Annotated in this window: 15 protein-coding genes; 6 read left to right on the top strand and 9 right to left on the bottom strand. The window is 72.2% G+C overall.

Annotated elements, in window-relative coordinates:
- The 3 genes from EXU32_RS02550 (at nucleotide 1) to EXU32_RS02540 (ending at nucleotide 2814) form a co-directional block, all read left to right on the top strand.
- Nucleotides 1-831: a uracil-DNA glycosylase gene (locus tag EXU32_RS02550; RefSeq protein WP_130628484.1), complete on the top strand. Its 831-nt coding sequence runs from the start codon at nucleotides 1-3 to the stop codon at nucleotides 829-831.
- A gap of 55 nt (nucleotides 832-886) precedes the next feature.
- Nucleotides 887-1876, top strand: coding sequence for a quinone oxidoreductase family protein (locus tag EXU32_RS02545; RefSeq protein ID WP_130628483.1), 990 nt, complete (start codon nucleotides 887-889; stop codon nucleotides 1874-1876).
- 65 nt (nucleotides 1877-1941) lie between these two features.
- Complete coding sequence (locus tag EXU32_RS02540; RefSeq protein ID WP_130628482.1) at nucleotides 1942-2814, top strand: hypothetical protein; 873 nt, start codon at nucleotides 1942-1944, stop codon at nucleotides 2812-2814.
- Nucleotides 2815-2897: 83 nt separating this feature from the next.
- Here EXU32_RS02540 and EXU32_RS02535 read toward each other — a convergent pair whose 3' ends face one another.
- Genes EXU32_RS02535 through EXU32_RS02525 form a run of 3 tightly spaced genes read right to left on the bottom strand, consistent with a single transcriptional unit; the run spans nucleotide 2898 to nucleotide 5093 of the window.
- The gene (locus EXU32_RS02535; protein WP_130628481.1) at nucleotides 2898-3233 is read right to left on the bottom strand and encodes a hypothetical protein; all 336 of its coding nucleotides are present in this window, start codon (nucleotides 3231-3233) and stop codon (nucleotides 2898-2900) included.
- Between the two features lie 34 nt (nucleotides 3234-3267).
- Complete coding sequence (locus EXU32_RS02530; RefSeq protein ID WP_130628480.1) at nucleotides 3268-3936, bottom strand: NUDIX hydrolase; 669 nt, start codon at nucleotides 3934-3936, stop codon at nucleotides 3268-3270.
- Nucleotides 3933-5093, bottom strand: coding sequence for a glycosyltransferase family 4 protein (locus EXU32_RS02525; protein WP_130628479.1), 1161 nt, complete (start codon nucleotides 5091-5093; stop codon nucleotides 3933-3935). Before EXU32_RS02525 ends, EXU32_RS02530 begins: the two co-directional genes overlap by 4 nt.
- Before the next feature lie 43 nt (nucleotides 5094-5136).
- Here EXU32_RS02525 and EXU32_RS02520 point away from each other — a divergent pair, with 43 nt between their 5' ends.
- Nucleotides 5137-5982, top strand: coding sequence for a PIG-L deacetylase family protein (locus tag EXU32_RS02520; RefSeq protein ID WP_130628478.1), 846 nt, complete (start codon nucleotides 5137-5139; stop codon nucleotides 5980-5982).
- A complete protein-coding gene (locus tag EXU32_RS02515; RefSeq protein ID WP_242612861.1) occupies nucleotides 5979-7067 on the top strand; it encodes a lysylphosphatidylglycerol synthase transmembrane domain-containing protein in 1089 nt (362 codons plus the stop codon). The genes EXU32_RS02520 and EXU32_RS02515 overlap by 4 nt, the downstream gene beginning before the upstream one ends.
- 16 nt (nucleotides 7068-7083) lie before the next feature.
- On the opposite strand, the gene EXU32_RS02510 is transcribed toward EXU32_RS02515, so the two are convergent.
- From EXU32_RS02510 to EXU32_RS02500, 3 genes are read right to left on the bottom strand one after another with little or no spacing between them, the layout of a single operon-like run.
- Nucleotides 7084-7893, bottom strand: coding sequence for a type 1 glutamine amidotransferase (locus tag EXU32_RS02510; RefSeq protein ID WP_130628477.1), 810 nt, complete (start codon nucleotides 7891-7893; stop codon nucleotides 7084-7086).
- Nucleotides 7890-9233: a Mur ligase family protein gene (locus EXU32_RS02505; protein WP_130628476.1), complete on the bottom strand. Its 1344-nt coding sequence runs from the start codon at nucleotides 9231-9233 to the stop codon at nucleotides 7890-7892. The genes EXU32_RS02510 and EXU32_RS02505 overlap by 4 nt, the downstream gene beginning before the upstream one ends.
- A gap of 49 nt (nucleotides 9234-9282) precedes the next feature.
- Nucleotides 9283-9981 carry a lysophospholipid acyltransferase family protein gene (locus EXU32_RS02500; RefSeq protein ID WP_130628475.1) on the bottom strand — a complete coding sequence of 233 codons (699 nt, stop codon included), beginning with the start codon at nucleotides 9979-9981 and terminating at the stop codon, nucleotides 9283-9285.
- Between the two features lie 30 nt (nucleotides 9982-10011).
- On the opposite strand from EXU32_RS02500, the gene EXU32_RS02495 reads away from it, so the two are divergent.
- Entirely contained in the window at nucleotides 10012-10488 is a 477-nt protein-coding gene (locus EXU32_RS02495; RefSeq protein ID WP_130628474.1) for a hypothetical protein, read from the top strand.
- Between the two features lie 3 nt (nucleotides 10489-10491).
- Here the strand turns inward: EXU32_RS02495 and guaA are convergent, their stop codons facing one another.
- Genes guaA through EXU32_RS02480 form a run of 3 tightly spaced genes read right to left on the bottom strand, consistent with a single transcriptional unit; the run spans nucleotide 10492 to nucleotide 13222 of the window.
- The gene (gene guaA, locus EXU32_RS02490) at nucleotides 10492-12069 is read right to left on the bottom strand and encodes a glutamine-hydrolyzing GMP synthase (protein WP_130628473.1); all 1578 of its coding nucleotides are present in this window, start codon (nucleotides 12067-12069) and stop codon (nucleotides 10492-10494) included.
- Nucleotides 12070-12122: 53 nt separating this feature from the next.
- Nucleotides 12123-12467, bottom strand: coding sequence for a DUF3817 domain-containing protein (locus tag EXU32_RS02485; protein WP_242612860.1), 345 nt, complete (start codon nucleotides 12465-12467; stop codon nucleotides 12123-12125).
- Nucleotides 12464-13222 carry an SURF1 family protein gene (locus tag EXU32_RS02480; RefSeq protein ID WP_130628472.1) on the bottom strand — a complete coding sequence of 253 codons (759 nt, stop codon included), beginning with the start codon at nucleotides 13220-13222 and terminating at the stop codon, nucleotides 12464-12466. The genes EXU32_RS02485 and EXU32_RS02480 overlap by 4 nt, the downstream gene beginning before the upstream one ends.
- Nucleotides 13223-13240: the final 18 nt, after the last annotated feature.

Here is a 13240-nt window from a genome sequence, read left to right as displayed (position 1 = left end):
GTGGCTGACGACGTCCTGCTCCCGCACCCGGTGACGGGTGCTCCCTTCGCCTCCCCGGTGCCACCGGGTACCGGCTGGCCCGACGACCTGGCCACCCCCGAGACCCCTGTCGCGCGCACTGCCGCCCAGGTGCGCCGCCTGGCGAAGGGAGCGATCGGCCAGGACGAGCTCGACGCCCGCATCTCCGTCTGCCGTGCCTGCCCGCGCCTGGTCACGTGGCGTGAGGAGGTCGCCCTCACCAAGCGGGCCGCGTTCAGCGACGAGCCCTACTGGGGACGGCCGGTGCCGACGCTCGGCCCGCCCGACGCGCCGGTGCTCGTGGTCGGGCTCGCACCAGCGGCCCACGGCGCCAATCGGACCGGCCGCAACTTCACGGGTGACCGCTCGGGTGACTGGCTCTACGCCGCGCTGCACCGCGCGGGGTACGCGAGCCAGCCGCAGTCGTGGGCGGCCGGCGACGGGCTCACGCTCGACGGGGTGCGGATCGTCGCACCGGTGCGCTGCGCTCCCCCGCAGAACAAGCCGACGACGCTCGAGAAGCAGACCTGCGCTCCGTGGCTCGATGCCGACCTGGCGAGGAGCGCTCCCTTCGTCCGGTCGATCATGTGCCTGGGCTCCATCGGGTGGGACGCGACGATCGCCGGCGTGCGCCACGCGGGGTGGGAGGTGCCCCGGCCCAAGCCGAAGTTCGGTCACGGTGCGCGCGCCACGCTCCGCACCCCGGACGGGCGCGAGGTGGCGCTGGTCGGCTGCTACCACGTGAGCCAGCAGAACACCTTCACCGGCAAGCTCACCGAGACCATGCTCGACGAGGTCATCGCCTCCCTGTGACCTCTCGAGACGGCGCTGGCGCGCCTCCTCGGGGAGCGGGTCCTAGGGTGGCCGCATGACCACCACCACAGCCCTTGTCGTCACCCGTCACGGCGGACCCGAGGTCCTCGCCCTCGAGGAGCGGGAGGTCCCGGACCCCGGCCCCGGCGAGGCGCTCGTCGAGGTCGCAGCTGGTGGCGTCAACTTCGTCGACGCGTACAAGCGCGAGGGGATCTATCGCATGTCTCCGCCCTACGTCCAGGGCTTCGAGGCGGCCGGGACCGTGAGGGCCGTCGGCGAGGGTGCGGCCGTGGCCGTCGGTGACCGGGTCGCGTGGTCGATGGTCGATGGCCTGCACGCCGGGCTCGTCATCGCCGACTCCAGCCGGTTGCTCCCGGTCCCGGACGACGTCGACCTCGAGACCGCTTGTGCCGCAACCTTGCAGGGACTGACCGCGCATGCACTCGTCACCGGGTGCTACCCGGTGGGCGAGGGCACGATCGCTCTCGTGCACGCGGCCGCGGGTGGGGTCGGCCAGCTGCTCACCCAGATGATCACCTCACGTGGTGGCACGGTCATCGCGACCGCCGGGTCCCACGCCAAGCTCGAGATCGCCCGCTCCCGTGGCGCCTCCGAGCTCATCGACTACTCCGACACCGACGACCTGGCCAGCGAGATCACGGCTGCCGCGCAACGGCTCGGCGCCACGAAGGGAGTCGACGTCGCCTATGACGGCGTGGGCAAGGCGACCTTCGACGCGTCGCTCGCCTCGCTGCGCCCCCGCGGCACCATGGTCCTCTTCGGCGGGGCATCCGGGCAGGTACCCCCCTTCGACCTGCAGCGGCTCAACGCCGGGGGGTCACTCTTCGTCACCCGCCCGTCCCTGGCCCACTACATCAGCGAGCGGGAGGAGCTGATGATGCGCGGGCGAGAGCTCTTCGACGAGATCTCCAGCGGACGGCTCGACATCGCCATCGGTGGCCGGTACTCCTTCGCCGACGCTGCCGAGGCCTACCGGGCGCTGGAGGGCCGGGAGACGACCGGCAAGCTGATCCTCGTCCCCTGAGGGAGGCGCGGCCCTGCTGTGGAAAAGTCGGCGGCCGCTCGGGCCGGCTGCGCCAGTGTGTGGGGATGTCAGTCGTCCCACTCATCGTCGCCCAGCACGGCGGCTCGGCCACGCGTGCCGAGCTGCTCGAGTACACGACGCAGGCGACGCTGGACGATGCGCTCACGGCCGGGCTCGTGGCTCGGCACCGGCGTGGCGTCTACGGCCTGCCGCTCGACGGGGTGCCCGCTCGCGCGGCACAGCTCGGGGCACACCTGAGCCATCGCAGCGCCGCCCTGCACCACGGATGGGGCGTGCTCCACGCCCCTGACCCTCCCGAGCTGGTCGCCCCTCGGTCGCGGCGCATCCCGGTGCCCGACGACGTGGCCCTGCGGCTTCGCACCATGGCTCCGGGCGACGTCGGGCTGCGGGCGACGAAGCCGCTGCGCACCGTCATCGACTGCGCCAGGGACCTTCCGCTGGCGGAGGGGCTGGCCGTGGCCGACTCGGCACTGCGCTCGGGCGCGGTGACGGCCGAGGAGCTCGCCGCGGTCGCGCTTCCCCGGACGGGGCGGACGGCCGCGCGTCGGGTCCTGGACCTGGCGAGCGCGGAGGCGGCCAACCCCTTCGAGTCGGGCTTGAGAGCTGCGGCCATCGAGGCCGCCGACCGCCACTGGGCGCCTCAGGTGCCGATCCGACTGCGTGACGGGCGGGTGCTGCACGCCGACGTCGGCAACCCCGACACCCGGATCGCTCTGTGGGCCGACAGCCTGGAGCTCCACAGGACCCGCGAGGACGTCCGGCGTGACTCCTGGCGGCACGACGAGATGACACTCGCCGGGTGGGTCGTGCTCCACTTCGCGTGGGAGCACGTGATGTTCCACCCCGACTGGGTCCGCGAGGTCATCGGGTGGGTGACACGACAACGCGTGCCGCACTGCAGCTCACTCATCGCCTGACGAGGAGTGGGGCGACAGGCGCCCCTTCGCCGGCGAGCTGCAGTACGACACGCGGTGGATGCGGGTGGGTCACCCGCGCGAGATCACCAGGCGAAGGCGATGACGGCGTTGACGACCGCCAGACCAGCAGCGACCAGGGCGAGGGTCTTGCCGTTCTCCCCGCGCTTGCTCTTGGCGTTGCCGATCTCGGCGCAGGCGAGGACCGCGATCATGACGACGAGCTTGGTGCCGATCTTGGCGTTGTTGACCTCGGTGTCACCCGCCTCCGCAAGTCCGGTGAGGCCGAGACCGAGCAGCAGCTGGATGCGCGCGCCCCAGACCTGGACGAGGTGTCCTCGACCAGCGACGAAGGGGCCGACGACGATCGCCAGCATCGCGAGCATGTGCAGGCTGTAAAGGACGAGACGCAGGGCTTCCATGCCCGGCAGCCTAGGCGACCACGGACGGTGTCTCCTACACCGGGTAGGAGACACCGCCGGGGACGTGCGGCCAGGCCAGGCGCACCATGTCGGAGAGGGGCAGGTCGCCCACCTCGCCCAACGGGACCCATGCCGCAGCAGCCGTGGACCCGTCGACCTCGACCACATGGGCGGGCGTCGGGTGCGGGCAGGTCGCCGAGTGGATCAGCCGGACGGCGTGGAAGTCCTCGTGCCGCTCCCCCGCCGCGACGTCCCCGACCCAGTGCCGGGACTGCACCTGCACGAGGGCATCGACGACGACGTGCTGCCCGGCCTCCTCGTGGACCTCGCGCACGACGCCGTCGAGCGGCGCCTCGCCGGGGTCGACCCCACCGCCCGGCAGGGTCCACAGCCCGGCCCCGCCACCGACCCAGGACGCGAGCTGCGACAGGAGCAGCCGGCCCTCGTCGACGACGATCGCGTAGGCCGCCAGCCGCTGCAGGGTCCGGGCACCCGGCGCCCCGACGGGGACCTCCGGCGCCGGCTCCACCGCACGCGGGTACACCTCGTAGCTGATCTCCACCAGGTCCGCCACGAGCTCGGACCGCACGGGCACACCGGCCCAGCCCTGCTCGGCCAGCAGTTCCTGCGGGTCCTGCCCGTGCCGCACGGACCAGCGCCCGACCTCTCCCCTGTCGCCGAGGGCCACGACGACGACCCTCATGCCCCGGCCCGTCGGTACTCCGCCACGGCCAGGTCGACCACGCGGTCCCAGGTCTGCGCCGGCGGCGTCCGCCGGTTGTGGCGAGTGATCCGGGCGCGCAGGCTCTCGTCGGCGACGAGCCGCACCAGCGCGTCCGTCAGCCCGGGATCGTCAGCGGCGAGCAGACCCGACAGGCCATCGGTGACGACCTCGCGCACGCCCGAGTCGCCACGCGCGATGACCGGCAGTCCCGTCGTGCGCGCCTCGAGCGCCGCGATGCCGAAGGCCTCCAGCCGGGTCGGCGACAGGTACACGTCGGCGTCGGCCCACGCCCGCGCGAGCTCACCACGGGTCACCCGACCGGGCAGACGCACCACGTCGCGCAGCCCGAGTGCCTCGACCCGGGCCTCGAGCCACGGCCGCAGCGGGCCCTCGCCGTAGACGTCGACCGTCATCGCGCCGGGGCCGAGCCGCTCGTGGGCCGCAGCCACGACCGCCAGCAGGGCGCCGACCCGCTTGCGGGGAGCCAGCCGCGAGGCCGTCACCACCCGCACGGGGCGGGTGCCTTCGAGACGGCGCTGGCGCGCCTGCGGATCCTGAGGAGCGAGTCCGCGCAGCGGGCGAGCGTCTCGAAGGGCAGGCAGCGTCGGGAGATCAGGCACGCGCCACGCGCTCGGGTCGATGCCGTTGGGGAGCACGGCGACGGGCGCTCCCTTCGCCGCCTTGCGCACGCCCTGAGCCGCGAAGCCCGAGACGGCCGACAGGGCCGCGCCACGCCGCACCCAGCGGCGGACCGCCGGACCGAGCGGACGGGCCGCACGGTCGAGCACGCAGTGCCAGGTGAGCGCCGTCGGCAGCCCCAGACCCGTCGTGACCCCGGCCATGTCCCAGGCGAAGGGAGAGACCACACCCATGTGCACGTGCGCCACGTCGAAGCCGCCTGCGACGAGCAGCCGACGCACCTGCGGCGCCGCCATCGGGTTGACCGGCAGCCCCAGTGCGAGGGGCGTGCTCAGCCGGTGCACGCGCACACCGTCGACACCCGGCCCGCCCGCAGTCGCGGTGAAGACCTCGACCTCGTGGCCGGCCACGACGAGCTGGGCCGCGAGGTCACTGACCTGCGACTCGATCCCGCCGGTGCGCGGCGGGTAGCAGTCGGAGAGCAGGGCCACCTTCACGGCTCCAAGGGTGCCACGGACCTGTGTGGCAAGGTTTCACCCGATGGACTCCGCAGCTCGCACCCTCGTGGTCTTCCACGCCCATCCCGATGACGAGGCACTGCTCACGGCCGGGACGATGGCCCGTGCGTCCGCCGCCGGGCACCGGGTCGTCCTCGTCGTGGCCACGGACGGCGCGCTGGGGCTCACCGACGAGTCAGCCTTCGGGAGCCGGGGCGATGCCCTCGCGGCCACCCGCAGCCGGGAGCTGTCAGCCAGTGCACGCGCCCTCGGCGTCGCCCGCACCGTCGAGCTCGGCTACGCCGACAGCGGCAGCGGACCCGACGTGTGGCCGGACCCGCCGGGGGGCAGACGCTTCGTCCGCGTGCCGCTCGAGGAGGCCGCCACGGCACTGGCCGACGTGCTGCTCGAGGAGGGCGCCGACGTGCTGACGACGTACGACCCCAACGGCGGCTACGGCCACCGCGACCACGTGCGCATCCACGAGGTCGGCGCGCGAGCCGCCCAGCTGGCCCGCGAGCGCGGGCTCGACGTCCGGGTGCTCTGGGCGACCGTCCCGCGGGACCTGATCTGCCGGGCCATCGACCTCGTCGCCACGGTCTACCGATTCCCCCCGGAGTTCGACCGCAGCAGCTTCGACCGGGCCTTCTCCTCGTCGTCCGAGATCACCCACCGCTTCGACGTGCGGCGCTTCGCCGGGGCCAAGCGCGCCTCCATGCGCGCCCACGCCAGCCAGGCCGCCGACACCGGCGGTGGCGACCGCACCCTCGGGATGCTCGTGCGCATCCCCCGGCCGATGTACGACCTCGTCTTCGGCCGCGAGTGGTTCGTCGACCCGACCGCTCCGGCCGGCACCACCCAGACCAACCTCTTCGAAGGGCTGTCGTGACGACCGCACCGTCCGAACCCGCACCGACCGACGCTGGCCCCACTGCCACCAGGCGGACCTCTCCCTTCGTCCGGGGGCTGCAGATCTGCCTCGGCCTCGGCCTGGCCGTCGCGATGCTGTGGTGGGGCCTGCCGTACTTCGCCAAGACGTCGTGGAGCGAGGTCTTCGACGTCCTGGGCACCGTCCCCCCGTGGAAGGCGGCCCTCTTCATCGGCCTCGTCGTCGCGGGCCTGTACTGCTACACCTTCGTCATGACCGGCGCGATGCCCGGTCTGAGCCACACCAGGGCCCTGATCCTCAACGTGTGCGGCTCCTCGGTCTCCAACCTGCTGCCCGGCGGAGGCGCCGTCGGGCTGGCCGCGACGTACTCCATCGCCAAGTCCTGGGGCTTCTCCGCCGCGAGCGTCACCACGATGGCGGTGGTCACCGGGGTGTGGAATGTCCTGACCCGGGTCGCGCTGCCGATCATCGCCGTCCTCGGGCTGGCTTGGGGTGCCACCGATCTGCCGACAGCCATGCGCGAGGCCGCGTGGGCCGCAGTGCTGTCCGGCACCGCGATCGTCGTGCTCTTCGCCGTCGCCATCGGCACGGACGCCGGAGCGCGGGCGATGGGTCGGGCCGTCGATCGGCTCGTCCGGCTGGTGCGTCACGGGCACGGCGACACCGTCGAGCGCGGACTGACCGGGATGCGAGAGCGCACCGCCGACACCGTGCGCACCGGATGGCTGCAGATGACGCTCGGGATGGTCGGGTTCTTCGGCCTGTACTACGTGCTCTTCCTGCTGTGCACCGAGACGACCGGGATCGAGCTGCCCTTCGGCCAGCTCTTCGCGGCCTACGCGATCGGCCGCCTGCTCACTGCGGTCGGCGTGACGCCCGGTGGGCTCGGCGTGACCGAGACGGGCACCGCTGCCGCGCTCGTCGCGTGGGGCGCCGACCCGGCCGCGTCGATGGCCGGCGTCGTCCTCTTCTCGATCTTCACCCACCTCATGGAGATCCCTCTGGGAGCCATCGGGTGGCTGGCGTGGAGCATCATGCCCAAGGCCAGCGCCGAGGAGCTGGCCGACGCGGAGGCGCCGGCCTGATCGGGACCTTGACCGGTCAGCCGAGCAGGCGTCGCACCTGACGGGTCTGCGCCTGCCGCGCCACCTCGTCGTCCAGCTGCGCGGGCTCGAAGTCTCGCCCCGTCGCCTGCTCGGCCGCCCACCCGATGAGCCTGTCCGCGAGGCGCGGGTTGGCCGGCAGCACCGGGCCGTGGAGGTAGGAACCGATGACGTGGGCGGTGACAGCACCCTCGGTGCCGTCGCTGCCGTTGTTGCCCTGGCCGTGCCGCACCGTGCCGAAGGGAGCCTGCCCCGCGCCGAGCAGGGTCGAGCCCGAGTGGTTCTCGTACCCGACGACGTCACCGTGGTCGGTGCTCAGCACGACCGGGCCGATCATCCGCTGCTCGTTGCCCCGGGTCGTGACGTCGAAGATGCCCAGACCGGGCAGCGTCTTGCCCTCGACGGTGACGAAGGCCTTGCCGAAGAGCTGGTACATGCCGCAGATCATGAGCATCGCGGCCCCGTCGGCGGCGAGTCCGCGCAGCCGGTCGGCGATGCGCTCCAGGTCGTCCTCGACCGTGGACTGCCCCGAGTCCTGGCCGCCGCCACCGACGACGAGGTGCGCCTGCTCGGGGAAGGGCTGGCCCGGATGGTGCTGGTGCACGACCGGTACGTAGCCGTGCCGCCGGATGCGGGCGGCCAGGCAGCGGGTGTTGCCGAGGTCGCCGTAGATGCTCATCTCGCGCGGGTAGAGATGGACGAGGTGGATCTCGCCCTTGCCCTCGTGACCCGAGTCGGCGGGCAGCGAGGAGCCCTCCGGCTCGCCGAGGATCGGGATGTCGCGGGTGCTCGTGCCGGCATCGCTCATGCCGCGCCTCCGGTCGTGTCGGGGGCGTCGACGCCCATCTCGGGCAGGTCGTAGCGCTCACCGAGCATCCGGCGCAGGGCGAGCATCGCCGTGTAGGTGCAGAAGATGCGCTTGGGCTCGTCGTGGTGATCGGCGAGGAAGGTCTCCAGCGCGCGGGCCAGGTCCACCTCGGTCGCGGCGACCGGCACGTCGTCGTACTGCAGCCGCAGGGCCATGTCCCAGCCGCGCACCCCCGTGGTGAGCGCAACGCCCTTGTCCCGCAGCGACTCGAAGCTCACGTCGTAGAGCCAGGAGACGTCGCGCCCGTCGGCGTAGTCGTCGTTGATCGCGATCATCGTCGCGGTGGGCGTGCTGCCGTAGGTCCCGAGCGCCACGGTGAATCCGGCGGGGTTCTTGACCAGCACCAGCTCGAGCGGCGTCCCGTCGGCGTCGACCACCTCACCCCGGCCGAAGGGGGGCGCCACGGTGCGCAGTGCCTGCTCGGTGGCGTCGGTGCGGAAGTCGCTCCCGAGGAGGTGCCGGGCCATCGCGGTCGCGGCGGTCGCGTTGATCATGGCGGCCAGGCCGCGCTGGCGGAGCGTGACGGGGCCGACCCGGCCCCCTTCGCCCTCGGCGCCGAAGGTGATCTGCAGCCGCTGCTCGTCGATGGGGGTGAGGAGTCCGTCCCGCTCACCGGCGGCCGGCGGCGCGAAGTCGTCCTGCTCGCGGGAGTCGTGCTCCGACAGCTCGCCGAGGCGGTCGGCCGCGGCGGCGTCGAGGCCGAACCAGCTGACGTCGATGCCGGGCGCCAGCGTCGTGGCGATCCGGTTGACGAAGGGGTCGTCCCGGTTGAGCACGACCCCCTGCGTGGTCATGGCGGCGAGCTGGGTGAGCAGCCCTGCGGTGTGGTCGATCTCGGCGAAGCGGTCGAGCTGGTCACGCGCGACGTTGAGCAGCAGCGCGTGGGTCGGGGCGACGGCGCGACCGAAGTGGAGGGCGTGGGCCTCGTCGAGCTCGAGGACGGCGATGTCGGCCTGGAGTCGGCCGCGCCGGAGCCTCTCGCTGAGCAACGAGGAGATGACACCGCGGGTGAAGTTGCTGCCGGTCGGGTTGGTGAAGACGGTCTCGCCGTGGGCGCGCAGCACCGCTACGAGCATCTTGGTCGTCGTCGTCTTTCCGTTGGTCCCGGAGACCACGACGATCCCGCCCCGGACATCGGCCAGGGCGTGCGCGAGGAAGCCGGGGTCGATCTTCTCCGCGACCAGGCCGGGCAGCGCGGACCCTCCGGTCCCACCGCCCCTGAGGCGGGCGGCGCGGCGGGCGGCCTTGCCGGCGAGGGCGGCGACAGTGGTCTTCAGCACCGCGCCAGCGTACCCAGCCGCGTGGGCGGCTCGTGCCCGACGCGCACGCTCAGGCGGCGTCGGGGCGGTTGGCGTAGTCGTCGGAGCGTCCTTGGGGCGAGCGCTCGGCGATCGCGTCCATCACCTCGTCGGTGACCGCGCGCAGCAGGCGGGCCTTGACGAACTGCGCCTCGAGGGCCGCGACGTCGACGGGTGGGGCGAAGCGCACGGTGACGCGATGGGGCCGCAGGCCGCGGGCGTCGATCGGCTGCGCCTTGTCTGTCCCCTCGAGCGCGCACGGGATGACCGGTGCGCCACTGGCCAGGGCCAGCCGGCCGACCCCGGTGCGTCCCTTGTGGAGGAGGCCGTCCCTGCTGCGGGTGCCCTCGGGGTAGATCCCGAATGCTCCCCCGGCCGCCAGGTGCTCCTCGGCGAGCTCGAGGGAGCGGGCCGCGGCGCGTGCGTCGGACCGGTCGACCGGGATCATGCCGCCGAACTCGCCGAACCACAGCCGGCCGATCCAGCCCGAGACCCCCGTGCCCTGCAGGTACTCGGCCTTGCCGAGGAAGCCGACCTTGCGACCCGCGGCGAGCGGGATGACCATCGAGTCGACGAAGCTGAGGTGGTTGCTGGCGATGATCACCGGGCCGGTGGGTGGGATGTGCTCGGCCCCCTCGACCCGCAGACGCAGATAGGCCCGCAGCGGAGGTCCCACGACAACCCGTCGCAGGAGCCACTCGAGGGTGCGCATCGCCAGGTTGCCAGTCACTCGGCCAGAGTAGTCATTAGCCTTCGGTCCATGACGAGCGTCCCACCGCAGCCCGCGCAGCATCCGCACTCCCCCCAGCCGGTCATGCCGGTCTCCGGGCCACAGGCCGCCTGGATGCAGCCTCCCGCAGGCCACGGGGCCCTCATGCTGACCATGCAGGGCAGCCGCGTCTCGGCCGGGCTGACCCCTACGGTGCGCATCGACGGCTACCCCGTCCCGGCGTCCTTCGGGCCGAACTTCTACCCCCTTCGCCCCGGCCAGCACCGCGTCGACGTGCACGCCCAGTGGATGCGGCAGTACGGGCAGGCGGCGATGCCTCTCGACATCCGCGAGGGGCAGACGGTCCCCGGCTTCTACGCCGTCCCGTGGCACCAGTTCACGACCGGGTCCATCGGTCACCAGCAGCAGTCGCGCAAGGGCATCGGCGTGATGCTCACGCTCCTGATCGTGCCGCTGCTCGCCGTCTTTGCCATGTGCCTGCTCGCGCTGGTGTACAGCGCGAGCTGACGATCACTCCCACTCGATGGTGCCCGGCGGCTTGCTCGTCACGTCGAGCACCACGCGGTTGACCTCTTCGACCTCGTTGGTGATGCGATTGGAGATCTGCGCGAGGACGTCGCCCGGCACGCGGGTCCAGTCGGCGGTCATCGCGTCCTCGGAGGAGACCGGGCGCAGCACGATCGGGTGACCGTAGGTGCGACCGTCGCCCTGGACCCCCACCGAGCGCACGTCGGCGAGCAGGACGACCGGGCACTGCCAGATCTCCTTGTCCAGACCGGCTGCGGTCAGCTCCTCACGAGCGATCGCGTCGGCCCGGCGCAGGATGTCGAGGTTGGTCTCGGTGACCTCACCGATGATCCGGATCCCCAGACCGGGACCGGGGAAGGGCTGACGGTCGACGATCGCGTCGGGCACACCGAGCTCGCGACCGACCTGGCGAACCTCGTCCTTGAAGAGGGCGCGCAGCGGCTCGATGAGCTTGAACTGCAGGTCATCGGGCAGGCCCCCGACGTTGTGGTGCGACTTGATGTTGGCCGCGCCGGTGCCGCCGCCGGACTCGACGACGTCCGGGTAGAGCGTGCCCTGCACGAGCCACTTGACCGGGTGGCCGTCGTCGGCACCGTCGCCGACGACATCGCGCGCCGACTGCTCGAAGACGCGGATGAACTCGCGACCGATGATCTTGCGCTTCTCCTCCGGGTCGGTGACGCCGGCGAGCGCGCCGAGGAAGCGCTCCTTGGCGTCGACGACCACGAGGTTGACGCCGGTCGCGTCGACGAACTCCTGCTCGACCTGCTCGGCCTCGCCCTGGCGCAGCAGGCCGTGGTCGACGAAGACACAGGTCAGCTGGTCGCCGACAGCGCGCTGCACGAGCGCTGCGGCGACGGAGGAGTCGACGCCGCCGGACAGCGCGCACAGCACGCGGTCCTGGCCGACGGTCTCCTTGATCAGGGCGACCTGCTCGTCGATGACATTGTCAGCGGTCCAGTCGGGTGTGAGTCCGGCGCCGCGGACGAGGAAGTTCTCGAGCACGGGCTGGCCGAAGGTCGAGTGCATGACCTCGGGGTGCCACTGCACGCCGTAGAGCCGACGCTCGTCGTCCTCGAAGGCCGCGACCGGGGCACCGGACGTGCTCGCGGTGACCCGCATGCCTGCGGGTGCCTCGGTGACGGAGTCGCCGTGGCTCATCCAGACCGACTGCTCGGCGGGCTGTCCGTTGAAGAGCGTGGACTCGCGGTCGCTGACCTGCGCCCGGGTGGAGCCGTACTCGCGCAGGCCGGTCCGCTCCACGGTCCCGCCGAGGGCCTTGACCATCGCCTGGAAGCCGTAGCACATGCCGAAGACCGGGACGCCGGCCTCGAGCAGCGCGACGTCGAGCCCGGGAGCGTCGTCGGCGTACACCGACGAGGGGCCGCCGGAGAGGATCACCGCGGCCGGGTCCTTGGCGAGGATGTCCGCCACCGACATCGTGTGCGGCACGACCTCGCTGTAGATCTTGGCCTCACGCACCCGTCGGGCGATGAGCTGGGCGTACTGGGCGCCGTAGTCGACGACGAGAACCGGGGAGGTCTTGAGCGAATCCGTCACCCGCACAGGCTACCGGGACCCGGCCCCTCCCCCTTCGCCCCGTCCGCGGGCGGTCAGGTGGTGAGCGGGGTGACCTCGCGGACGACGCGGCGCTCCTCGACGAAGGCGACGAAGGGGATGCACGCCAGCAGGATGGTCAGGACCATCCGGCCCACCGGCCAGCCGATCTTGAAGCCGAGGTTGGCGGTCGCGACGGCGAAGGCCATGAAGATCAGTCCGTGGACCGGCGACCACCAGGCGAGGGCGTCGTTGCTCATCGCGTACTTGAGGACCATCTCGACGATGAGGACGAACATCGCCAGGCCCGCGAGGATCGCGGTCACGCGGAACATGCCCAGGGCCGTCCCGATCGTCCTCGGGTCGGCGGTCGTCGCGCCCTTGGTCTCGTCGTTGCTCACGTGCTCTCCTCCATGCTCTTGGCAGACTCCTCCGCCTCGTCCTGATCGGCGCGCGCGGCCTGGCGCACCATCTTGATCCACATCCACAGCGCGAAGGCCGAGAACAGCCACCACTGGCCCGCGTACATGACATTGCGGAACTGCAGCGAGGTGTCCGGCAGCGGCGGCGGGACCCGCTCGAGCCCGTCCGCGCTCGCGGAGCCGTCCTCGCTGATCGCGAAGACAAAACCGTTGTAGATGTCGCCGTCCCACACGTTGACCAGCTGGGCGATGTCGACCGAGGTCAGCTCACCGTCTGCGGAGCCACCCGACTGGTCAGGTGGCTCCGGTGGTGCCAACGAGCCGACGAGGTCCACGGTTCCGTCAGGGGCCGAAGGGGGGTCCTCCCCGGCGGGTATCCACCCACGGACGACCACGAGGTTGGCCCCCGTACCGTCCACGACGAAGCGGTCGAGCACCCAGCTGACCTTGGCGTCGTCGAAGCGGCGGTTGACCACGACCAGCGGGTCGCCGGTGTACTCACCCCGCGTCGACACCTGCTGGCCCGACCCCTCGTCGGGGAAGGTCGCGTGCGGCGCGACCACGTCGGTCAGCGGGCGGACCGGCCGCTCCTGGACCGCGCGCACCGCGTCGGCCCTCGCCACGTCACGGGCCACGGACCACTGCCAGCGTCCGGCTATGATCCCGAGGACCGCGATGAGGAGGGCCACCACGAGCAGCCACAGGAAGCGGGGTCGAAGGGCAGTCCGGAGCACCCGCTCAGGCTACGCGAG

The sequence above is a fragment of the Janibacter limosus genome (genome assembly GCF_004295485.1).
Lineage (GTDB): Bacteria > Actinomycetota > Actinomycetes > Actinomycetales > Dermatophilaceae > Janibacter > Janibacter limosus_A.
This window is presented reverse-complemented; position numbering and strand designations above follow the sequence as displayed.

What these genes read in the sequence shown, in the direction of transcription:
- EXU32_RS02540 (WP_130628482.1), top strand. Translation starts at nt 1,942, where the DNA reads ATGTCAGTCGTCCCACTCATCGTCGCCCAGCACGGCGGCTCGGCCACG.
- EXU32_RS02510 (WP_130628477.1), bottom strand. Translation starts at nt 7,893, where the DNA reads ATGAGCGATGCCGGCACGAGCACCCGCGACATCCCGATCCTCGGCGAG.
- EXU32_RS02530 (WP_130628480.1), bottom strand. Translation starts at nt 3,936, where the DNA reads ATGAGGGTCGTCGTCGTGGCCCTCGGCGACAGGGGAGAGGTCGGGCGC.
- EXU32_RS02520 (WP_130628478.1), top strand. Translation starts at nt 5,137, where the DNA reads ATGGACTCCGCAGCTCGCACCCTCGTGGTCTTCCACGCCCATCCCGAT.
- EXU32_RS02495 (WP_130628474.1), top strand. Translation starts at nt 10,012, where the DNA reads ATGACGAGCGTCCCACCGCAGCCCGCGCAGCATCCGCACTCCCCCCAG.
- EXU32_RS02535 (WP_130628481.1), bottom strand. Translation starts at nt 3,233, where the DNA reads ATGGAAGCCCTGCGTCTCGTCCTTTACAGCCTGCACATGCTCGCGATG.
- EXU32_RS02545 (WP_130628483.1), top strand. Translation starts at nt 887, where the DNA reads ATGACCACCACCACAGCCCTTGTCGTCACCCGTCACGGCGGACCCGAG.